17 protein-coding genes are annotated in these 20,720 nt (G+C 59.0%); 4 read left to right on the top strand and 13 right to left on the bottom strand.

Annotation, left to right across the window (positions count from 1 at the left end; translation table 11 throughout):
• Positions 1–900, bottom strand: coding sequence for a lipid A hydroxylase LpxO (lpxO, locus tag CER19_RS27810; protein WP_044273650.1), 900 nt, complete (start codon positions 898–900; stop codon positions 1–3).
• A gap of 264 nt (positions 901–1,164) precedes the next feature.
• Positions 1,165–2,490, bottom strand: a complete 1,326-nt coding sequence (locus CER19_RS27805) for a Wzz/FepE/Etk N-terminal domain-containing protein (protein WP_116668712.1) — start codon at positions 2,488–2,490, stop codon at positions 1,165–1,167.
• A gap of 340 nt (positions 2,491–2,830) precedes the next feature.
• On the opposite strand from CER19_RS27805, the gene CER19_RS27800 reads away from it, so the two are divergent.
• Positions 2,831–3,217 (top strand): TIGR03067 domain-containing protein, encoded by a 387-nt coding sequence (locus tag CER19_RS27800; protein WP_116668711.1) that lies wholly within the window; start codon positions 2,831–2,833, stop codon positions 3,215–3,217.
• A gap of 319 nt (positions 3,218–3,536) precedes the next feature.
• On the opposite strand, the gene CER19_RS27795 is transcribed toward CER19_RS27800, so the two are convergent.
• Complete coding sequence (locus CER19_RS27795; protein WP_116668710.1) at positions 3,537–4,349, bottom strand: bifunctional 2-polyprenyl-6-hydroxyphenol methylase/3-demethylubiquinol 3-O-methyltransferase UbiG; 813 nt, start codon at positions 4,347–4,349, stop codon at positions 3,537–3,539.
• Positions 4,350–4,503: 154 nt separating this feature from the next.
• On the opposite strand from CER19_RS27795, the gene CER19_RS27790 reads away from it, so the two are divergent.
• From CER19_RS27790 to CER19_RS27780, 3 genes are all read left to right on the top strand, one after another.
• Entirely contained in the window at positions 4,504–5,742 is a 1,239-nt protein-coding gene (locus CER19_RS27790) for an MFS transporter (RefSeq protein WP_116668709.1), read from the top strand.
• 142 nt (positions 5,743–5,884) lie between these two features.
• Positions 5,885–7,471, top strand: a complete 1,587-nt coding sequence (locus CER19_RS27785; RefSeq protein ID WP_003191057.1) for an ABC-F family ATPase — start codon at positions 5,885–5,887, stop codon at positions 7,469–7,471.
• Positions 7,472–7,891: 420 nt separating this feature from the next.
• Complete coding sequence (locus tag CER19_RS27780; protein ID WP_116668708.1) at positions 7,892–9,064, top strand: MFS transporter; 1,173 nt, start codon at positions 7,892–7,894, stop codon at positions 9,062–9,064.
• Here CER19_RS27780 and CER19_RS27775 read toward each other — a convergent pair.
• The 10 genes from CER19_RS27775 to CER19_RS27730 all read right to left on the bottom strand — a co-directional run.
• The gene (locus CER19_RS27775) at positions 9,058–10,095 is read right to left on the bottom strand and encodes a dienelactone hydrolase (RefSeq protein ID WP_116668707.1); all 1,038 of its coding nucleotides are present in this window, start codon (positions 10,093–10,095) and stop codon (positions 9,058–9,060) included. The two genes, CER19_RS27780 and CER19_RS27775, sit on opposite strands and share 7 nt — an antisense overlap.
• Before the next feature lie 191 nt (positions 10,096–10,286).
• Positions 10,287–10,898 (bottom strand): FMN-dependent NADH-azoreductase, encoded by a 612-nt coding sequence (locus CER19_RS27770; RefSeq protein ID WP_116668706.1) that lies wholly within the window; start codon positions 10,896–10,898, stop codon positions 10,287–10,289.
• A gap of 140 nt (positions 10,899–11,038) precedes the next feature.
• The gene (locus tag CER19_RS27765; protein WP_116668705.1) at positions 11,039–14,422 is read right to left on the bottom strand and encodes an ImcF-related family protein; all 3,384 of its coding nucleotides are present in this window, start codon (positions 14,420–14,422) and stop codon (positions 11,039–11,041) included.
• Positions 14,409–15,392, bottom strand: a complete 984-nt coding sequence (locus tag CER19_RS27760) for a hypothetical protein (RefSeq protein ID WP_116668781.1) — start codon at positions 15,390–15,392, stop codon at positions 14,409–14,411. The genes CER19_RS27765 and CER19_RS27760 overlap by 14 nt, the downstream gene beginning before the upstream one ends.
• Before the next feature lie 140 nt (positions 15,393–15,532).
• Entirely contained in the window at positions 15,533–15,796 is a 264-nt protein-coding gene (locus tag CER19_RS27755; protein WP_116668704.1) for a PAAR domain-containing protein, read from the bottom strand.
• Positions 15,793–18,153, bottom strand: a complete 2,361-nt coding sequence (locus tag CER19_RS27750) for a DUF2235 domain-containing protein (protein WP_116668703.1) — start codon at positions 18,151–18,153, stop codon at positions 15,793–15,795. Before CER19_RS27750 ends, CER19_RS27755 begins: the two co-directional genes overlap by 4 nt.
• The gene (locus tag CER19_RS27745) at positions 18,141–18,659 is read right to left on the bottom strand and encodes a DUF3304 domain-containing protein (RefSeq protein ID WP_116668780.1); all 519 of its coding nucleotides are present in this window, start codon (positions 18,657–18,659) and stop codon (positions 18,141–18,143) included. Before CER19_RS27745 ends, CER19_RS27750 begins: the two co-directional genes overlap by 13 nt.
• A gap of 122 nt (positions 18,660–18,781) precedes the next feature.
• On the bottom strand, positions 18,782–19,267 hold the full coding sequence (locus CER19_RS27740; protein ID WP_116668702.1) for a YceK/YidQ family lipoprotein: 486 nt from the start codon (positions 19,265–19,267) through the stop codon (positions 18,782–18,784).
• Complete coding sequence (locus tag CER19_RS27735; protein WP_116668701.1) at positions 19,264–20,013, bottom strand: DUF4123 domain-containing protein; 750 nt, start codon at positions 20,011–20,013, stop codon at positions 19,264–19,266. The genes CER19_RS27740 and CER19_RS27735 overlap by 4 nt, the downstream gene beginning before the upstream one ends.
• Before the next feature lie 16 nt (positions 20,014–20,029).
• Positions 20,030–20,720 (bottom strand): DUF2345 domain-containing protein (locus tag CER19_RS27730; protein WP_133298371.1); only part of this gene is annotated, 691 nt, incomplete at its 5' end.

Raw genomic sequence — 20,720 nt, 5'->3', positions numbered from 1 at the left:
TCAGATAAGAATGAAGATCAGCGCCAGACCGGCAAAGATCGCCCACTTTTCCAGGTAGTAGCGCGTGCGATTGCGCTTCTTGAGCTCTTTGCCACGCAGGCGAATCTTATACAGACGGGTGAAGGCACGGTTGAGGCCGCCGGTCTTGTCGCCCTCATCGTTGGGCGAACCCGCGGCCGCCATCACATTGCGGCTGAACCAACGGTTGAACGCTGCTGCCCAGCGGTACTTCATCGGCCGTTCGATGTCGCAGAACAGAATGATGCGGTTCTGTTGGGTGGTGTTTTCCGCGTAGTGAATGTAAGTCTCGTCAAACATCACCGGCTCACCGTCGCGCCAGTAATAGTTTTCACCATCCACGTTGATATAGCAGCCTGGGTCATTAGGCGTATCCAGCCCCAGGTGATAACGGTAGGAGCCTGCATACGGGTCTCGGTGACGCACCAGCTTGGAGCCCGGAGGCAGCTCGGCGAACATCGCCGCCTTGATCGAGCCGATGCTCTGCACCAGCTCGGTGGTGCGCGGGCACAACTTCATCGCCGACGGATGACTGTCGCCGTACCACTTGAGGTAGAAACGCTTCCAGCCGGTCTTGAAAAACGAGTTGAAACCTACGTCGTTGTATTGCTCCGAGCGCTTGATCTCCCCCGCCCGCATCAGATTCTGGCCTTCTTCGCGGATCTCTTCCCAGTGCTCCTGCAATGGGCTCAGGTCTGGGAAGTCGCTGGGCGAGAGAAAGGGACGGCTGGGCTGCTTGGAGAACAGGTACAGGAAACAGTTGATCGGCGCCAGGAACGTCGAGTGATCGCTAAGCTGGCGACCCAGCTTGTGTCGCACCCGACCGCGCAGGTGTACATACGCAATGGAAGCAACGTAGAGAGCAACAATGATGAGTTTCAAGGGATTCGTCACACGTCAGGGAGAGAACAGGCTGCTCCTGCGGGCCCACAACGGCCGAGGATGGATAAGCAGCACCTGAAATCACAATTCACATACAGGCGACACGGCCGGCGGGATAACCGCCTGCGTGCGTCCATTGGCAGTTATTTAGCCACACTTTGTAACCAAAGGTTAACTAAGAATTGTGAAAAGCTGTCTACTGAGTGTGCTGGGGGTAGGAGCAGGCAGGCCCATGAGCCTGCCTGTTTGAGGGCGTTTGAAGGGTTACAGCGGGGTGTCTTTATCGTCGCGGCGATCCCCTAATGCCGTATAGGGAACGGCCTGGGTGCGGCTGCGAACGAAGTAGCGGATCAGCGCAATCATCAGGCCCAGCAACAGGCCGCCGACGAGGCTCAACGCGATGACCAGCGGTTTTTTCGGCTTGATCGGCGACAGAGGCTCCTGGGCTCGACGGTCAATCGTCACCAGCTTGAGGTTGCTCATGTCGATGTTCAAACCACGCAACCTGGCGACTTCAGCCCGAAGCGGCTCGACGTCCTGCAAGAAGATGTCTTCATTGCCACGCTTGCGCAGCACCTCAACCTCGCGGTTGCTTTCCAGCAGTTGCAGCTCTTTGCCGATCTCGGCAATGCGCGGGTTGGTAAAGTCATCGCTGGTACGCTGCTGCAATGCAGCGCGCTCGGCTTCCAACGCCTCGGTCCCCATGAAATACAGCGGGATCTTCTGGTTGTTCACCTCGGTACGCATGACCTGGCTCGAACCCGTGCGGGTGGAGTCAGCCATAGAGGACGGCGTTGTCGGCGTACGGATGCCCATGGACTTGGCAATGCTGATCGCTTCGGCCAATTCGGCCAGGCGGTTGGTGCGCTCCATCTTCATCTGCAAGCGCAAAGCGCTGAGCTCGTCCTGCAGTTGGGCACGCTTGAGCCGGTCAGCTTCCAGCAGCTTGGCGATTTTCGATTCTTTATCGGTATCGTAGTTGGCGCGGGCGGCGTCGATCTTGCCCTTGAGCTCGCTCAAGCGGTTATTGACGATCACCTTGAGGTCGGCCCCCACTTGCTGACGCTCGGCGGCAATGGCGTAGTCCACAAAACCGTTGAGGATCGCGACACCATCGACGTCGGTCGGGTATTGCAGCTCCAGACGGATGTAGCTGCTCAACGAATCGGATTTCTTGGGGTCGGGCAAAATCAGATTGACGGAATTACGGTTGAACGCCTCAAAGCTCTGCTCAAGGGTTTGCCCCGGTTTCTTGAACGCCTTGAACAGCTCCTCATGATCTTTGAAGAATCCCAGACGCGCATCATAAGAGTCCAACTGCGCGCCCACTTTGAGCAACGCATCGGCAGGCGGCAATTTATACACTTCCGAACGGTTCAAGGCGTCTAGCTCGTTGATTGCCGCAGGCCGTAACACACTGCTGACTTCATACGTCTTGGGTGCCAGGAAGGCATAACCTGCGCCTAATACCCCGGCCAGAAGCGTACACCCGACCACCAGCTTTTTTTGTCGCCAGATGGCGTGAAACAATTCAAATAAATCAATTTCATCAGACGCTGCGGAAGGCGGAAGCGGGGAAGTACGATTCAAAATAAGAACACCTTAAAATAATACTAAAAGGCCATCATTCTCAGAAGTCTGAATGACTTCAAAAATCAGGGGCAACGCCCTGGATACGGCAGACCAATGGCGATGTGACCACTCAGTCCCCTGAAATATCCCACAGACTTAGGGATTATTTCGGTTTCATTTCGGTGAGTAAGTCAAATGACACAGCCATGTCAGACTGATCTGGTTGCAAGCGTAGTCAATACAACATGAAAAAGCTGTCAAATACCTGTCTTATAAAGAAAAAAATTTCGCCTACAGGTGGGACAGTGTCAGCCTCAATACAATTGAACATTTTTTTGAACAGCAATAAGGAGTTTGCATGTCACCGCTTTCAGCCTCGGACTTTCACGCACTGCAAGGCACTTGGGAACAAACAGCTCTTGAAGACGGTGGCGTGCTCAACCCCGTGGATGCCCACAGCGCGCCGGGAGCGACGACGACAATTGCGGGGGATCGCTTCGAAGTGACCACGGTCAGTGGCGAAGTATTATTGGCGGGACGCTTCGTACTGGACGCCAGTACCACGCCCAAAAGCATTACCTGGACGGACGACATGGGTGATGATGCAGGCAAACAGCTCCCCGCCAGTTACCGGCTCGACGGCGATGATTTCGTATTTATCGCAGCGGATGAAGGCATGCCCAGGCCCACCGTGTTCACCGCCGGCCCAGGGCAAACCATGCGCACCTTCGTACGGCGCTCTTGATCAAATGTGGGAGCTGGCTTGCCTGCGATAGCGGTGGGTCAGATCAACTAACCTGTCACTGATACACCGCTATCGCAGGCAAGCCAGCTCCCACATGTTGGAACGCGGGGCGTCAGGCAGATAGGCGGTGGCTGGCAGGCCGTTACGGGAGCAAGCTCCCTCGCCACAGGTGGACACATAAGACGTGATTATCCGATTTGATCACGGCATTTTCACAAGGCCTTCACTTTTCAACCTATAAGGTCAGCCCTACCTACTCCAGTGAATCACTTGGCCCGCCCTCTCCTCGCGGGCCTTTTTTTGCGTGCGCAAACCTTGATCAGCCATCACGCCTGATCGCGGTCATGGTAAAGCACAGGGGCAGTTGCGCGGCCTGATGCTCATATTGATCGTAGAGTTCTTCTCGGTTGGAATGCGGGTATTCCTGCAAATCAGCGATCTGCAACTGCGCTGCGATAGCCCCGCTGACCACACTGCCCAGGGTATGTACATACCAATAGGAGGTCGGCCCGGGCCGCTCATCCTTCCCTTCATAGACAATTGCCTCCTGCAGCACAAAGGGTTCGCGCTGGAAGTAAGAACTGGCAGGCAGCATCGGGTTGGCCCCACAGGGGTCAAACATCTCGAGAAAGGGATGGGTTTCGTACATGACCAACGTACCGCCGGGCTTCAGCACACTGGCAACCTGCTGCATGAACAACGCCACATCCGGCATCCAACCCAGCACGCCAATGGTCACCAGGGCAATATCGAACCGTGCCTGCAAACGCTCGGGCAAATGGTGGATATCGGCCTCAATAAACTCAGGGCTGTGTGGCGAGACCTCGGCCAACTCCCGCGCCTGTTCAAGAAACGCCCGGGATTGATCAACCCCCACCACCGAACGGGCGCCCAAGCCATACAACGAAAGGCTTTCGCGCCCGTTGTTGCAGCACAATTGCACCACGTCCTTGCCCACCACGCCCACCTCTTGCAGCAAGGTGGTGATGGTCGGGTCAAGGCAGGAAAAATCAGGCTCTGCTACCGAGGCCAGCAGTGCCGCCCAGGTCGCGGTATCTTTGTGCAACCCGGCGGATTCGTCCCAGGCATTTCTATTGCTGGCGATCGCCTCTTGCGCTGAGGGCATGTCCATTGCTTCTCCAAAAATTCATTACAGTGGGCTTTGGAAAGTAAATTAAATGCGCGCAGGAGGAAACCCTGGCCCACCGCGAAACTTATCACCCAGCCCACCGGTCATTAACTCAACGCGCGCTCAGCCCCTGAACGCCGCTCTTGAAGGTCGCCTCGTGGCCCGTCATTCAGACCTGCGCATCGCTCTATCGCTGGACAGCTTGAACTTCTTTCTCGCCGATGTGCGCGACGGTCTCGGACCGTACCTGGCGATCTACCTGCTGGCCGTGCATCAATGGGAGCCGGCCAGCATTGGTGTGGTCATGACCCTGGCAGGCATCGCTGCCTTGCTGACCCAAGGCCCTGCGGGTGCGCTGATCGACCGCACTCGCAGCAAACGCGCGGTGGTTGCCATTGCCGCGCTGTTGGTAACGGGCAGTTGCCTGATGCTGCCCTTCGTCAGTTCGTTTGGCTGGGTAGCGTTGACCCAGGCTGCCAGCGCCGTAGCCGCCTCTGTCTTTGCCCCGGCCATTTCCGCGATTTCGCTGGGGATCACCGGGCCGCGCGCCTTCACCCGGCGTACCGGGCGCAACGAGACCTTCAACCACGCCGGCAATGCCGTGGCCGCGTTGCTGGCCGGCGGGCTGGCCTACCTGTTCGGACCGGTGGTGGTGTTCTACCTGATGGCGTTCATGGCCGTCGCCAGTGTCATTGCGGTCAGTTGCGTGCCGGCCAAGGCAATTGACCATGAGGTCGCCCGTGGTTTCGATCCGGCCCATCACAACGACCATGAACAGCCCTCGGGCCTGAAAGCATTGCTGGCCAACCAACCGCTGCTACTGTTCGCCATCTGCTGCGCACTGTTTCACCTGGCCAATGCCGCGATGCTGCCGCTGGTCAGCCAGAAACTGGCGCAGATCAATCTGCAGATGGCCACCCCGCTGACGTCAGCCTGCATTGTCGCCGCCCAATTGGTGATGGTGCCGATGGCCTGGCTGGTCGGGCTCAAGGCCGATATCTGGGGGCGCAAGCCGCTGTTGCTTGCCGGTTTCCTGATACTGCCACTGCGTGGCGTGCTCTATACCCTGTCCAGCGACCCCTACTGGCTGGTGGCCGTGCAGATGCTCGACGGTATCGGTGCCGGCATATTCGGCGCCCTCTTCCCGGTAATCGTCAAAGACCTGACCCAAGGCACCGGGCGCTTCAACGTCAGCCTGGGGGCCCTCTCCACCGTATTCGGCCTCGGCGCGGCGCTCAGTAGCAGCCTGGCCGGTTTCGTGGTGCAGCAAGCTGGCTACAACGCGGCCTTCCTGACGTTGGCGGCGGTTGCAGCCGTTGCCTTGATGCTGTTGTGGCTGGCCATGCCGGAGACATTGGCAAAACCATCCTTCGCTCGCCATACAACTGTCGCCTGACATATGCGACAATGCGCGCCAAATTCCAACACACATCCCAAATTTTGTGCTCAGCGACCGGGTTTCGCGCCTTGATGTCGCTGTTGACGCACGCCTGAAGGCACCTGCCGTCACGCTCGCAACCCATTGATAGGTAAAGTAATTGATCTCCACAGCTAACATCACCATGCAGTTCGGCGCCAAGCCGCTCTTCGAGAACGTCTCGGTCAAGTTCGGCGCCGGCAACCGCTATGGCTTGATCGGTGCCAACGGTTGCGGCAAGTCGACCTTCATGAAAATCCTCGGTGGCGACCTCGACCCGTCCGGCGGCCAGGTAATGCTGGAGCCGAATGTGCGCCTGGGTAAACTGCGCCAGGACCAGTTCGCCTACGAAGAATTCACCGTACTCGACACCGTGATCATGGGCCACGAGGAGCTGTGGAAGGTCAAGGCTGAGCGCGACCGCATCTACTCGCTGCCGGAAATGAGCGAAGAAGATGGCATGGCCGTGGCCGAACTGGAAACCGAGTTCGCCGAGATGGACGGCTACACCGCCGAATCCCGCGCCGGTGAGCTGCTGCTGGGCCTGGGTATTCCCCTGGAGCAGCATTTCGGCCCGATGAGTGAAGTGTCCCCCGGCTGGAAACTGCGCGTACTGCTGGCCCAGGCGCTGTTCTCCGACCCGGAAGTGCTGTTGCTCGACGAACCGACCAACCACTTGGACATCAACACCATCCGCTGGCTGGAAAACATCCTGACCCAGCGCTCCAGCCTGATGATCATCATCTCTCACGACCGTCACTTCCTGAACAGCGTGTGCACCCACATGGCTGACCTGGACTACGGCGAACTACGCCTGTTCCCGGGCAACTACGACGAGTACATGACCGTGGCGACCCAGTCCCGCGAGCAGTTGCTGTCGGACAACGCCAAGAAGAAAGCGCAGATCTCCGAACTGCAATCCTTCGTCAGCCGCTTCTCGGCCAACGCCTCGAAAGCCAAGCAGGCGACCTCCCGTGCCAAGGCGATCGACAAGATCCAGTTGGCCGAAGTCAAACCGTCGAGCCGTGTGAGCCCGTTCATCCGTTTCGAGCAGAACAAAAAGCTGCACCGCCAGGCGGTCATGGTCGAAAAAATGGCCAAAGGTTTCGACGGCAAGCCGCTGTTCAAGGACTTCAGCTTCCAGGTTGAAGCGGGCGAACGCGTGGCGATCATCGGCCCGAACGGTATCGGCAAGACCACCCTGCTGCGCACCCTGGTCAACGAACTGACCCCGGACGCCGGCAGCATCAAGTGGACCGACGCCGCCGAGCTGGGCTACTACGCCCAGGACCACGCCCACGACTTCGAAGACGACGTGAGCCTGTTCGACTGGATGGGCCAATGGACCCAAGGCGAGCAAATGATTCGCGGCACCCTGGGCCGTATGTTGTTCTCCAACGACGAGATCCAGAAGTCGGTCAAAGTAATCTCCGGTGGTGAACAAGGTCGCATGCTGTTCGGCAAGCTGATCCTGCAAAAGCCCAACGTGCTGATCATGGACGAACCGACCAACCACTTGGACATGGAATCCATCGAAGCGCTGAACCTGGCGCTGGAGAACTACCCGGGCACGCTGATCTTCGTCAGCCACGACCGTGAGTTCGTATCGTCCCTGGCCACCCGCATTATCGAGTTGAGCCCTAGCGGCGTGATCGACTTCAGCGGCACCTATGACGACTACCTGCGCAGCCAGGGTGTGGTGTTCTAAGAGCCGCACTTAGCTGCAAGCTACAAGCTGCAAGAAAAAGCCCTGTCCCTGTGACAGGGCTTTTTGCATCCGCACTGTGCCGGGCGCTGATTTTATGGGCGATGCACGAACAGTGTGGGAGCTGGTTTGCCTGCGATAGCGGTGGTTCAGTTAAAGATGCAGTGACTGACACACCGCCTTCGCGGGCAAGCCCGCTCCCACAGGGAATCGGTGCCAGACGCTGATTTTATAGGCAATACATAACCAGTGTGGGAGCTGGTTTGCCTGCGATAGCGGTGGTTCAGTTAAAGATGCAGTGACTGACACACCGCCTTCGCGGGCAAGCCCGCTCCCACAGGGGTCTCTGTAGGCGCCCCCTCGCTCCTACAGGCAGGCGGGATATGCCATGATGCTGTACCGCCCGCCAGCGATTGACTATTCATGCCTGCCGCCCCCTCCTCCCTGTCGATCACCCTGCAGATCGTTTCCATCGTCTTCTACACCTTCATAGCCTTTATCTGCATCGGCCTGCCGATTGCGGTGATTCCAGGCTATGTGCACGAGCAACTGGGCTTCAGCGCCGTGGTGGCCGGGGTGACCATCGGTTCTCAGTACCTGGCTACACTGCTCAGCCGTCCGATGGCTGGGCGGATGTCGGATAACGTCGGTACCAAACGTGCGATCGTGCTGGGCCTGGCCGGTATTCTGATCAGCGGTGTACTGACCTTTATCGCCACACTGCTGGAAAGTCTGCCCAGCTTGAGCCTGGGTATTCTGATCGCCGGTCGCCTATTGCTGGGCGTGGCCCAGGGCCTGATTGGCGTGGGGACCATCAGTTGGTGCATGGGCGCGGTGGGCGCCGAGCACACCGCACGCTCGATTTCCTGGAATGGCATCGCCTCCTATGGCGCCATTGCCATTGGTGCGCCACTGGGTGTGGTGATGGTGGCTGATTATGGCTACGCCAGCCTGGGTATTGCCCTGGCGGTGCTGGCGGCGTTGGGCCTGGTGCTGATCCGCAATAAACCGTCGGTGCCGGTGGTGCGCGGAGAACGGCTGCCGTTCTGGGCGGTGTTCGGGCGAATCGCACCATTCGGCGCCAGCCTGTGCCTGGCCTCGATTGGCTACGGCACGCTGACGACCTTCATCACCCTGTATTACCTGAATCGTGGCTGGGCCGGTGCAGCGTATTGCCTGACGGTATTTGGCGTGTGTTTTATTCTCTCGCGCCTGGTGTTTATCTCAGCCATCAGCCGGTTTGGCGGGTTCACCGCTGCCATCGCCTGCATGCTCATCGAAACCCTGGGCCTGACGCTGTTGTGGCTGGCGCCGTCTACCGGCGTGGCCTTGATCGGCGCAGGGTTGACCGGTTTTGGTTTGTCGCTGGTTTACCCGGCACTCGGCGTGGAAGCTATCAAGCAAGTGCCGGACAGCAGCCGCGGCGCGGGGCTGAGTGCGTATGCGGTGTTTTTCGACCTGGCACTGGCGATTGCCGGGCCGTTGATGGGCGCCGTGGCATTGAACCTCGGCTATGGCTGGATCTTCTTCTGCGCGGCGTTGCTGTCGGTCAGCGCGCTCGGCCTGACCGTACTGCTCAAGCGCCGAGCCTACTGATCAGCGGTCTGCAAGCCGGCGCGCGTGGCCTCGCCCAGGGTATGGCTGAAAAAACGCCCGGCCTCAGAGACCAGATCGCGGTGGATGCCTTCGCGGTCGACGCCATCGGCATCCGTGCAAATGGCTGGCATGCTCGCCAGTTGATCGCTGTCACACGGCGCCATGAACACGAAGTGCCCGGCCCCGGCCAACAGTTTGAAATCCGGTGGCTGCGGCAGCTTGCGCGCCAGGGCGGCGGCGTTCTTGTCCACGGCCACCAACTGGTCGCCATCGCCACTGTAGAGCAGCACCGGCACATGCACGTCCGCCAGGGTGTGGCGGCCGAACATCAAGCTCAGCGGCGCCATCAGCATTAACGCATGGATGCGCGGGTCGGCCTGGGGTTGCAGGTCTTCGCGATCGACCACCAACTCGCCCTTGGTGGTGCACGCGTCGCGGTCTTCGGGGCGTTCGTGGCAGTAGCGACGCAGACGTTCGAAATCCGGCTTGGCGCCCGCCAGAATCAATGCTGTCTCGCCACCGGCGGAATAACCGATGACGCCGATCTGATCGATATCGACAAAGGGCGACAGCATCGGCTCGGCCAAGGCGGCGGTGATCGCCTGGGAGATCTGGATCGGCCGCCCATATAAATTGCTCACGGTGCCCAGGCGGCTGTGGTCCTTGTAGTTGTCACCGGGATGCAGCACCGCCACCACCACAAAGCCCTTGCGCGCCAAGGCGGTGGCCAGGTCATGCAGGGCCAGCGGCGTGCCGGTATTGCCGTGGGACAACATCAACATCGGGAAACGCCCGATCGCCACCTTGGCATCTTCGCCGGCCGCCACATGGTAGGCGCCCAGCGCGGTGGTGCGCTCGGCATCGGTGGAGGGGTAAAACGCGATGGCTTTCATCGGCTGCGCATCCAGCGGGTCGAGAAAACTCATGCGATGAAACCCCACACTCCAATGCGGGTGCGGTGCCGGCGCGGCGTGCACTGAAACCAGGCCGCCCAACAGCGAAAGAACCAAAACAGCACAAAGACGCATCATGGGGATGTCCACCTTTGCTGCACAAAAACCGGCCTGTCGAATAAAAAGTCCAGGGTATCGAATGGATGTCTGCATAACCTGGGCCACAACGAAAAAACTCCGTACTCCGCTCGCGTTCAGGCGATCAGAATACAGAGTTTAGGCGCTCGGTTTCAGAATGAAACCGAGGACAGGGCAAATTTACATAAGCCTTACGCAGCGGCGAACAGTTGCTCGTTGATGCGCACGTTGGCGTCGCTCATGGCTTTGCTGCGCACTTCATCACCGTAGGCCAGGCCTTCAGCACGAACAATCTCAATGTCGGTGATGCCCAGGAAGCCGAACAGCAGCTTCAAGTAACCTTCGTGGGCTGCGCCCGAGGCTTGGTCGGCATGCAGGCCACCGGCGGTGGAAACAATAATGACTTTCTTGTTGCCGCACAGGCCTTCAGGGCCTGCTTCGGAATAACGGAAGGTCTGGCCGGCGACTGCGATGCGGTCGATCCAGGCTTTCAATTGGGTTGGGATGGTGAAGTTGTACATCGGCGCACCCACCACCACAGCATCGGCGGCGAGAAACTCAGCCAGCGACGATGCACTCAGTTCAGCCTCGTGCTTTTGCGCCGCATCGCGCAGTTCAGCGGCAGTGCCCAATGCACCCAGAGTAGCGCCGGAGAAATGGTTGATGCTTTCGCTGGCGAGGTCGCGGTAGGTCACTTCCACACCCGGCTGGGCGGCCTGCCAAGCCTTGACCACACCGGCGCTGAGCTGACGGGAGGCCGAGTTGTCGCCGAGGATGCTGGAATCGATGTGCAAGAGTTTCATGGGGGATCTCCAAGTGAGGATCGCCACCGGGCGATCAAGTAGGGTTAATCCTACAGATAGAACCAATGCTCGATTAGACGGTTAAAATGTGATTATTCGTCCTATTAATGGGACGAACACAGTCGAGTGGTCCTCATCGCTCATTCAAGGCTCCCGTTTTGCGCAGTGGCCGTGGCGCCCTCAGCCAGAAAAATCTGCTGCGGCAAGGTGAAGTTGCGCAGCGCCAGCAAGGCCAGCGGCCCGGTGCTCATTTCGGTGCGCAAGTTCCAGGTCAGGTCCAGGCCATCCGGGGCCTTGAGCACCATGCGAAAGCGGCTGTCGCCGTCGTCCAGCGGGGTGAGCGTGGCTTTTTCCAACAGGCGGATCAGGCCCCAGGTGCCTTCGAAATCCCCGAACAGGCGCTCGCCACTCTGCACGCTGGTCCAGCTCAAACTCGCCCCCGGGTCGTCGCTGAAGCCCGGCCAGTTGAAGCGCTGCCACGCCTGGCGCTGGTTGAAGTACTGGTGCTCTTCGCCATTGAGAATGAAGTTGGTCTGCACCACGTTGCGCGACGGTCGGCCTTGCAATTCGAAGCTCATGCCCATGCCGCCGTCGGTGTACATCACGTCGGCCAACTGGCTGAGCTGGTTGATCGCCGCCAGAAATTGCGGGTTGAAGCGCAGCCCCTGACTGTGGCGCGGGTCGGCCACCCAGCGGCTGCCTTCCTTGCGCAGCACGCCGCCCAGTTGGTTCTGCAAAAACTGCTCGATGCGCCCGGAGTCGGCGCGGATCATCTGCCCCAGCATCGGCAGCGAGGCGTCGCTGGTGGTGTTGGCGAACGGATAACGCCCGGCAAACGCGCCCTGCCAGTCGGTGACGATTGCCCGCCGCCACTGGTTGTTGAGCCCTGCCGCCGAAGGTTGCAGCACCCGCTGCCAGGCTTGCGCCAGCGGCTGCACGAACAGCGTCTGGCCAACCACGCCCCACTCCGCACCCAGGCTGGCGGCGATCAGGCTGCCGTAGGACTGGGTGTCGGTGAGGTCGACGCTCTTGCCCTGGAACACCGTCTGCGCCAGGGCCTGGGTCATTTCCCGTGGGTCGGAGGCGCTGCTCACTTGTTGCAGTTTCAGGCGCACCCGCGTCACGCGGGTAAGGAAGGCTTGCAGGCTCAGGCGCTCGCTGTCGGCCTGGCCTTCGGCGTCCTTGCCAAGCAGGGTCAGCAGCGGCCCGAAGGTGCCGTCCAATGGACTGCGCGGTACCTGGCTCTGCTGGTCGATCAACGGCACCTTGTCCTGGTCGAGCAAGTCTTTGGCCGACTTCATCAGAGAATCGGCCAATGCTTGCGTGCGCGTGCCGGCCTGGCCCTGGTAAGCCAGGGTGTTCATCAGCGCGATCAATGGCGACTGGCGCACGTCGGTCATCAGGGTCAGCTGGTCGATCACATCGCCCATGCCCTCGGCCTTGCGCCAGCGCAGGCTGTTGAGAAAGTCCAGCCAGGCACTGGCGTAGTCCTGGAAGTAACGTTCGGTGAGTTGCTCCTTGAGCATCTGCGGGGTCAGCTCGCTGGCGATGTCGGTCTGACTGTCGCTGAGCACCCAGTCGATCTCCTCGCGGCGTGCTTCGGCGATCTCATTGATGGCCTGGCGCACCCGGCCTTCCCACGCCTGCCGGGTAAACACCCCCGCTACGCTGGCCGTGGTGGTGAACAGCGCCGAGGCATCGGTTTCACCGACCATGCCGTGCAGACTCAACGCCGGGTATTGATTGGCCGCAATGTCGAGCACTTTGCGATACAGCGCGGCCTGCGCATTGCGCTGGCCCAACTGGCTGAGCAACACCTGACGGGCCTGGGCCACCAGCGCCGGGTCGGCCGTGATCGCCCAGTCCGGGTGCGCGGCCAACTGCTCACCATAGAAACCCCACAAGACCGGCGACAGCCCTTGCCAAAGCCCATTCGTCACGCCGCTGCGCGCGGGTTCGGCGTTTACCAGCGCCTTGCGCAAAAAGGTCGCATCGGCCTTCTGCGGCCGGGCCAGCATCAGGTACGCCTTCAAATTTTCATAAGCTCCCGCCGCGGCCCCCGCACGCTGTTCGCTGCCGGGTGGCAAGGCGATAAATGCCTTGATCCGGCCTTGCAGGTTGGCCACCACCGGGTCGCGCATCAAACGATTATTGGCCTGCACGTAATGCGGCCACACCGCTGCCAGCAGGTTCTGGTTTTGCTCCAGGCCGAAGCGCTGATACCACGGCACGCCGTTTTTGGCGCGGTAATCCAGACGCGCCAGCTCACGGGTCAAATCGTTGAGCGCGGTCAACTGCACGTCGCCGCTGCCGGGCTGCTGCAAGGCCGCTACCGAACGCTCGACCTCGCCAATCTGCACGCGGTTGGTCACGAACGACAGCAACAACCCCGCGCCCCACATCAACGCCAACCCCAGCACCAACGCATAGCCGACGCGCACCACGCCCCAGCCCAAACGCCGAGCCGTGCGGTTATCGTCAAGCACACCCTGCCACGGGGTAGGCGCGGACCAGTCGTGGGTTTTTGAAGCAGACTTTAGCGGCGCCACCGGCAGGCTGAACCATAACCCACGCAACGGCACGCCCCGGGAAAACTCGGGCGTCAGCGGCTCCAACACCTGCCGCCAACGGGCGATCCCCTTGGCCTGCAAATCCCGCGACAACCGCAGCAGAAAATCGTGGGCCAACGTCTCATTCATCTGCCCCAGCCCGGCGCGGCGCAACGGCGTGAGCAACTCGGTCAACTGCTCCTGCAGTTCCTGCGCACTGAAACGCTCGGGCAATACACAGCCCACCGGTTGCACCGCACGGCCAGTTTGCTCCCAGGTGCTGGCGCACACTTGCCACAGGTACAAGGGCAACTGCCAACCTACGTGATGCGCCAAGCGTTTTAACAGGCGCACGCCGGTGGCCATCGCGGCATCGTCGGCGGCCTGGGTGTTGTCCAAGGCCCAGACTACGCCGTCCAGGGAGCGCCAGCGGCTCAGGCCGGACCAGTGTGCGGTGAAGGTTTGTTCCAGGGATTCATGGGCGTTGCCGCCCCACAGCAGGACGGTGCCCTGGCCTTCCAGCCAGTGGCGGGTGGTGAGGTTGGGGGCGATGGCGTTGACGGTGTCGGGGTCGCCGATGAGGAGAAGGAGGCGGACTTTTTGGCGCCAGAGGGGGCCGTAGTGCTCACGCAGGTGAGCGCGTAACGCCTTTACCCGATCAGCGCCGGCATCAGTCGGTGGTGGGTTTAACGCTGAGACTGGAATTGACGGAGCCACGCCCACCACCCGCTCAGCCTGACGAGCCGCCAGGCGATCCCAGGCCAGCAACACCACCGGGCATAACCAGCAGAGCGCGAACCACACACCCAGCCCCCACAACGCCAGTTGCTTGAGCGGCAACTGCGGCCAGCCCAACGCGTCGCCGCCCAAGCCGTAGACCAGGCAACCCAACAGCACCAGCAGTGTAATAAGCAGTAGATAGCCCAGCCCCACACGCGCCAACGAACCTTTCCCCAAGTCCTTAACTATTGCCATAAGGCACCGCCACTCCAATCGCCAACCGTTTATTTGCATCCTGACTCAACCAACCACAGGGCTGCCCAGCCGCACCGGCTTGCAGCAATGCCAGGGACATCCCGATAAACGGCGCCAGATCCCCCAACACACCCCACTGCCCGGCCAGTTGATGCCCCGCCGCCGACCAACCGCCTTCCACGAAAGCGTCCTGGCTGGCTTTGTCCAATGCCAGGCAGTCGGAGGGAGGTTGTTCCAATCCGGCATAACGCTGCATCTGGGCGCAGAGTTCGACGGACGCGCCATCAGCGAGGTATTCGCCTCGGTGTAACAGCTGCTGCCCGTGTCGGCTGACTCGCCAGTAGAAGCCCGCCTCACCCGGCAACTCACCCTCTTCAGCGACCGCTACCGACGAAACGCCAGCACACAACAACCAGTCGTTTTCACCAGAGCAGTCACGATGAAAAACATCGATCAGGTGGTCCATATCCGCCAAATTCTGCAAGGGCAAACGCGCCGACGGCAGCACAATGCCGCCCTTGGTCAACACCTCCTCAAAGGCGGTTTGGCTAGCCTTGCTGCCCACCCACACGACAGCCCGTAAATGCGGCCAGCACTCGTTCAACTCCGCAGACGCCAACACCAACCGCCCCATGTGTCTAGCCAATGCCGGGGCTCGCTCTGAGATCACGCTCAATGACACCTGGCAACGCAACCGAGGGCGTATGGCACCCGTCACTTCGAATACCTCTGGCGGTGGCGCGTCTTTCATCAAATGCAGGTAATTGGCTTGCACATCCCCCGCCGGCCCCAGCAACACCACGTTCTGCACCGGCAGGCCAAGGCTATGCCGTTGCCACCAGGCGTTCGTGGCCACTTGCGAGGTGCGCAGGTACACCTGGCGGTTGAACAGCAGGATCTGCCATACCAACACCCGCACGGCCAACACCGCTCCCCAGCCCAAGGGCAGCAATGCACTCCAGAGCAACATCTCCAGGCGCGGCTGCTCTTTGGGCCAAAGCATCAACAGAAGCACCGATTGCACGCCGACGACCGATCCCAACACCAACGACCAGTGCCCCCAGCGCGGCTCGCCCGGCTCAGGATAATCGGGGTACTCGGGCGGGCGGTTCATGGTGCGACACTCATCGAACTCGCCGGCAAGGTACTCACCAACTGACAACCGCACTCACACCGATGCCCATCCAGCGCCACGGCCCTACCATCCATGGTCGAACCCGAAGCTCCCTGGGCAACCCGGGTCAAGCCGTGCAGGTTGCACCGCACCAGGTCACCCACGCAGGCCACCGGCTTACCGAACGCCAGGTAATGCCCTTCCAGGACTTCACCACCAAAGGGCCGCAACGGATCGCCCACCCGCACCAACGGCATCATGCGACCACCGCCTTGATCTGCTCGACCTGTTCGACCAGGCTACCGGCCTTGCGCAACATGTCGCTGGTCTTGGCGATGCGCTGGCGGTAGTCATCCTGCGCGATCTGGCGCTTCTGCTCGGCCACCACCTTGCCGATATTGTCGGTGGGCTTGAGCAACTCCTCGGCGCCCGGCAAGAACGGCACCACCAGCCCGGTAGCCTTGTCGATCACCTGATAACCAATGGTCGCCACACCGATACCCGCTGCCAGCCCGCCGACTCCGCCCAGCCCGCCGGCGCGCTTGATGCCATACACCGTGGCCCCGGCGATCATCGCGACGCCCAATATCCGACCAGCCACCACCACCGGGGACAGGTCGCGGCTGTTTTCGTTACCGAAATAGGTCATGCGGTAAAAGAAGTAACCGGCCCACATTTCGCGGCTCTTCAACGCGTCGTACATGAACCAGGCGCGAGAGTCGTGAATCTGGTCATCGAACAACGCCACCAGCAAGGCCGAGTCCGGGTCGGTGCTGGGTGTGCCTTGGGTGTCACGGAATAGTACGTCGTGGCGAACCTTACCTTCTTTGGCAATGCGGTCGTGGTCCTGGCGTTCGTCATTCTGGTTGAGCAGGTACACCGCATCGCGCAGCACCACATCAAACGTGGTGCCCTTCCAATCGGTCTGCTTGCGCTTTTGGCCCAGGTAATCGCTCTTGAATTCTGCGGCGGCCTGGCTGAGCTGGGTCTGGTCGATGGTTGGTTCGTAGATTCGGGGGCCAGGCAGCGCAGGGTTTTTCAGCCGTTCACTCGGCAAGTCTGCGAGCTTTTTCTCATAGGCCTCGCGCTCCTGACTCTCGTCATAGGGCGTGACATCTTTGGCCCCTCTGAAATACGGCTGGCGCTTGTAGCTGTCGTTATTACCTTCGCGGTCGTTGACGTAGCGGCCGATACGCCAGCCGGTGATCCAGTGCAACTGCTCGGCCAGCGTGTCTTCCACGGTGGTGTGGAGGGGGAAGGGTTTGTACTCCCAGGCAGGTAACTTGGCGGAGGTGTCGGTTTGGATGCCGGGTAGGGTTTTGCGGCGCCAGGCGTTGAAGCGTTCAGCTACCGTTGGGTGAACCTTAAATTCGGTGAACGTCGACTCCAACATCATTCGCCATGACTTTTCCGGCTGTAGCGTCTTCGGCAATACCTCTTCGGGCACCTGAAAAGGCGCACCAATCGCGAAGGCCGCGGCATACATATCATGTAGCGTAATCTGCGAGATCAGCTCGTTGGTACCACCTCGTGCCTTGCCCTGATCATTCATTGGGTAACCACCACCCACATCCGAATGCACGCCGGGATACACCACTTCATAGGAGTTGGCTGGATAGCTGCCATCCTCATTGCGGATGGAGTCCAGAGGAAAGCAGGAACGTTGCTCAAAAGCCGCGACAAAGTGTCGGCAGTGCTTGACCAAGTTTGGAAAACGCTTGGCATCGGGCAGCAGTTGGCTGTCGTCAGCCCAGTCCATGTGGCCGTCGAAAAACGGCACTGCATGGGCAATGCCCACCGAGGCCACGGTGTCCATTATTCCCAGGAACTCAACGCTGATAGGCAGCCCGGCCAATCGTTGCACCGGTTGTTCTGCCCCGGGTGGAGTTTCAAACAACTGGCTTAGCCAGGTAACAAAGGTGCGGGCTTCGGCGGCGCCACGGGAGAAACCGTATACGTAGAGTTTGACACCTAGCACTTCGGGGGCTGGCGGTTTTTTTGCCGCAGCAGCTTGCAGCGAGTTAAATATTTCGCTCATTACAGCCCGGCGCCTGCCTGCGCCGAAAGCACTGCCTAGTGGTCCGCGCCATGTACTCATGGCTTCAACTTTTGTATTGGCAATGGAATCATCAACTACCTCGTTGATCAGCGCGAATGACACCGCGCTGGCGACTTGGATCAAAGCCCAATTGATACGATCTTCGCCGCCGGTGGCATATTTCAACCCGTCTTCGTTGTAATCCAGTTCGCCGATTTCCGGGAATGGGGTACCGACGCCAGGCATGTAGTAAGAGAAATAACCGTTTTTTTCTGCCGTTCGCCCCCTTAACGAAGCGTGAAACAGCTTAGCGACATTACTGGGATGTTCGTTCTTAGTGTCATTATGCTCATTGTTATTGGTGCCATCGAAAAACAGGCTGACATGCAAACTCTTACAGCATTTCGAGTATTGCTTCTGCCCACCCGCATTAGCTTTCTGTCGTTCATTATTTTCTTCGGCTGTTTGGCGTTCATAGTTGGCGCTCACCTTCGAAAGATCGGAAGGCAAACGACCTGCAGGAGGAAAATCTGGCGGCGCCCAAGATTTTTCTTTATGTTCGTTTTTTACTTCGGACATAGCGCAGGCTCCTTCATTTCCATAGGATCTTTAATAGGGTAATTAGGTGAGCTCGGCGCCCAGCATGAACTCGTGACCTTGACTCCATTACAAACCAAAAAATGCACGGACAAGCCACATCGCTTTGTTCCTGGCCACTCAGGAATATCTACCGTGGCACTGTGGCGTTGGTAATTGGCTTTGTGCTTTGTTTGAGCATCCCAGTACCCTTTCTCATCTGTTGGCCATTTTGAGTACGCATAAGGATCAGAATCAACTTCCCATTCGATATTCGCCTTTAAACCAGGACGCCACTTCGCTGGCATTACGATACAACATGACCTCCCCCCGCCTCCATCAGCTCTATATCCATTAACCGACAACCAATTAATACCATGCAAGGTATGATTAACCGCTTGTATATTCCCACCGGTCATTTCATTATCCGCTGACGAACAGCCAAACAAAGTCAGTCCGAGGAAGCCCAACATTCCTTGTGCAAAAGCTTTACTTATCAATCTTCTCATACGTTGCAACCCCACTAAGTCAATCAAGTAGTGCAAGCCTTACCCCAGCGAACTATGTACGACCAACCTCATGAGTTTTTCGGAAGCCCGCTCACAAGAAGATCTAAGCAGCAAGCATTCACTCAAAACCCCTTTATTCCCAGACAAAAATCCACATCAACCTTTCGCAATTTCGGTTCATCTTTTACTTCCCCATCAAGACAGTACTTATCTCGAAGATACGCATTGAGCTTTCGATCTTCGATGAGTTTGTTTTTATGATCGCTGTACAGCATCAGCGTATCGACAGCCAAATCGACTGGCATACTGGCTAGCGTAATGAATGGGCAAACAATACTTAAATAACAAAGCGTCGGTATGGGATCGTAAGAACCCTGCCCCTTCAACGTGAGCAAGTTCCAGTCGTATTTCACACCGAGGTAGTAATCTGAGTCGTGATATGTTTTCGACGACGCGCCCCGTTCAACTAATGTCCCACACCCGGCGATCATAGTTATTAGACCAAAAAATGTAAGCGTAATCAGTCGTTTAAGCACACCTACCTTAAACCGCCACGAACAATTTCTTCTCGCGATATTGCCCCACGGATTGCTTTCGTTGAGGCTCATAATTTCTGCCTTACATATTCGGTCAGATCACCAAAATAATTTTCCTGGCTGGCCTGCACGACAAGTGCATACAACCGGGCGAAGCGCAGTTCCTGGTTTTTTTCCAAGTGGTCAAAATTACCTCCATCCAGCAGTCTCTGTGCATCAGAGATACAACCAATCAGGCTGCATTGCTGATCACTCAGCTCCAGGCAGCCATTGACGTTGGGGCTGTTTTGCTGGGTTTGATCGATGCCTTGCAACCACTGCGGCTGATTATCTCGATCCAGCCAGCCCCAATAGCAGGCTACACGCAGGTACTCGGACAACTGTTCGCTGCTGAGTATCGAAGACACCAGCAATGGAAAAACTCGCGGGTCGTAGTAACGCAACAAACCGCTTTGCCCGCCCCATGTCATTTGCGAAAGCAACTGTAGGGCGCGGCTCAATGCTTCAAAAGGCAATGGCGAGACAAGTACCAGCAAGCGGGCATCGGCGGCACAGTGCGTCATCAGTTCTTCCAGCCAGGCTTTATGCTGCCAATGCGTGAGGTCCAGGCGCATCAATAACGGGGCCTGCTCCAACAGGTTTTCCTCGGGCATGCCGGTGAACAAAGAGAACCATGGGATCTGTGGTCGCAATGTCTGCAGCGCAGGCACTGCACAGTTATCCCAGGCGGTTTGGTCGAGCAATAGATCAACTTGGTGGATACCGACGTTGGCACATACCTGCTCGATCTGTTCTTGCCATTCTGTTGCGGTTGCCATGTATGCCCCTCTCTGATCAACCTTGGCGCATCACTAAGCCGAGGGCTTTTTTCCGGGCCTTTTCAAGGCACTCCTCACACACCGACTGCGGCAACTCAGGCATCGGGAAACTCTGGCTGGTGGTGGTTTCCCACACATGCTGCCCCTTCAGGTTGAGCATGCCGGGGGTGTGGATATCGATGGTGCCGGCGGGGTTGATACGGATGTATCCGCCACCGCAGCCCAGGGTGATGCCGTTTTTCGCGGTCAGTTGCAGGTGCCCCTGCACCGATTGCACGGTGATGTTTTGCTGAGCAATCAGGTTCAGCAAATCGCCGTGGGATTCGATTTCCAACGGGCCTTTGCCCGAGACCAGGCGCAAGCCTTCCTGTTGCGCCAGCAGTGAGATGGCCTGGTTGGCCTGAATGGACAGGCGTTGAGCGGCAGCCAGGTTGATTTCATCGTTGCTTTGCACATACAGCGCTTCACCGCTTTTGAGCAGCAGGCTGGCGGGGGTTACCGCGCCGATGCCTTTGGGGGCGCTGAGCAGGATGGCCGGGGCGGTCAGGTCTTTGGCGTCTTTTTGCAACTGTTGCAGGCCTTCGATGGCGGGCTCGCGGCTGTGGTGGGCGCGGGCGATTTCCTGCCAGTCGGCGATTTGTTGTTTTGCGCCCTGGACCTGGCTGGTGGCCGGTTGCATGGCCAGGACATCGCCCTGCGCCTTGCCC

This window comes from Pseudomonas sp. GL93, from assembly GCF_003408955.1.
Taxonomy (GTDB): domain Bacteria; phylum Pseudomonadota; class Gammaproteobacteria; order Pseudomonadales; family Pseudomonadaceae; genus Aquipseudomonas; species Aquipseudomonas paracarnis.
Note: the sequence above shows the minus strand (reverse complement) of the source record. Positions and strands in the feature narration are given on the sequence as shown.

Coding starts and splice junctions, on each gene's coding strand:
- CER19_RS27800 (WP_116668711.1), top strand. CDS start 2,831: ATGTCACCGCTTTCAGCCTCGGACTTTCACGCACTGCAAGGCACTTGG.
- CER19_RS27795 (WP_116668710.1), bottom strand. CDS start 4,349: ATGGACATGCCCTCAGCGCAAGAGGCGATCGCCAGCAATAGAAATGCC.
- CER19_RS27780 (WP_116668708.1), top strand. CDS start 7,892: ATGCCTGCCGCCCCCTCCTCCCTGTCGATCACCCTGCAGATCGTTTCC.
- CER19_RS27775 (WP_116668707.1), bottom strand. CDS start 10,095: ATGATGCGTCTTTGTGCTGTTTTGGTTCTTTCGCTGTTGGGCGGCCTG.
- CER19_RS27770 (WP_116668706.1), bottom strand. CDS start 10,898: ATGAAACTCTTGCACATCGATTCCAGCATCCTCGGCGACAACTCGGCC.
- CER19_RS27765 (WP_116668705.1), bottom strand. CDS start 14,422: ATGGCAATAGTTAAGGACTTGGGGAAAGGTTCGTTGGCGCGTGTGGGG.
- CER19_RS27760 (WP_116668781.1), bottom strand. CDS start 15,392: ATGTTGCTCTGGAGTGCATTGCTGCCCTTGGGCTGGGGAGCGGTGTTG.
- CER19_RS27755 (WP_116668704.1), bottom strand. CDS start 15,796: ATGATGCCGTTGGTGCGGGTGGGCGATCCGTTGCGGCCCTTTGGTGGT.
- CER19_RS27750 (WP_116668703.1), bottom strand. CDS start 18,153: ATGTCCGAAGTAAAAAACGAACATAAAGAAAAATCTTGGGCGCCGCCA.
- CER19_RS27745 (WP_116668780.1), bottom strand. CDS start 18,659: ATGAGAAGATTGATAAGTAAAGCTTTTGCACAAGGAATGTTGGGCTTC.
- CER19_RS27740 (WP_116668702.1), bottom strand. CDS start 19,267: ATGAGCCTCAACGAAAGCAATCCGTGGGGCAATATCGCGAGAAGAAAT.
- CER19_RS27735 (WP_116668701.1), bottom strand. CDS start 20,013: ATGGCAACCGCAACAGAATGGCAAGAACAGATCGAGCAGGTATGTGCC.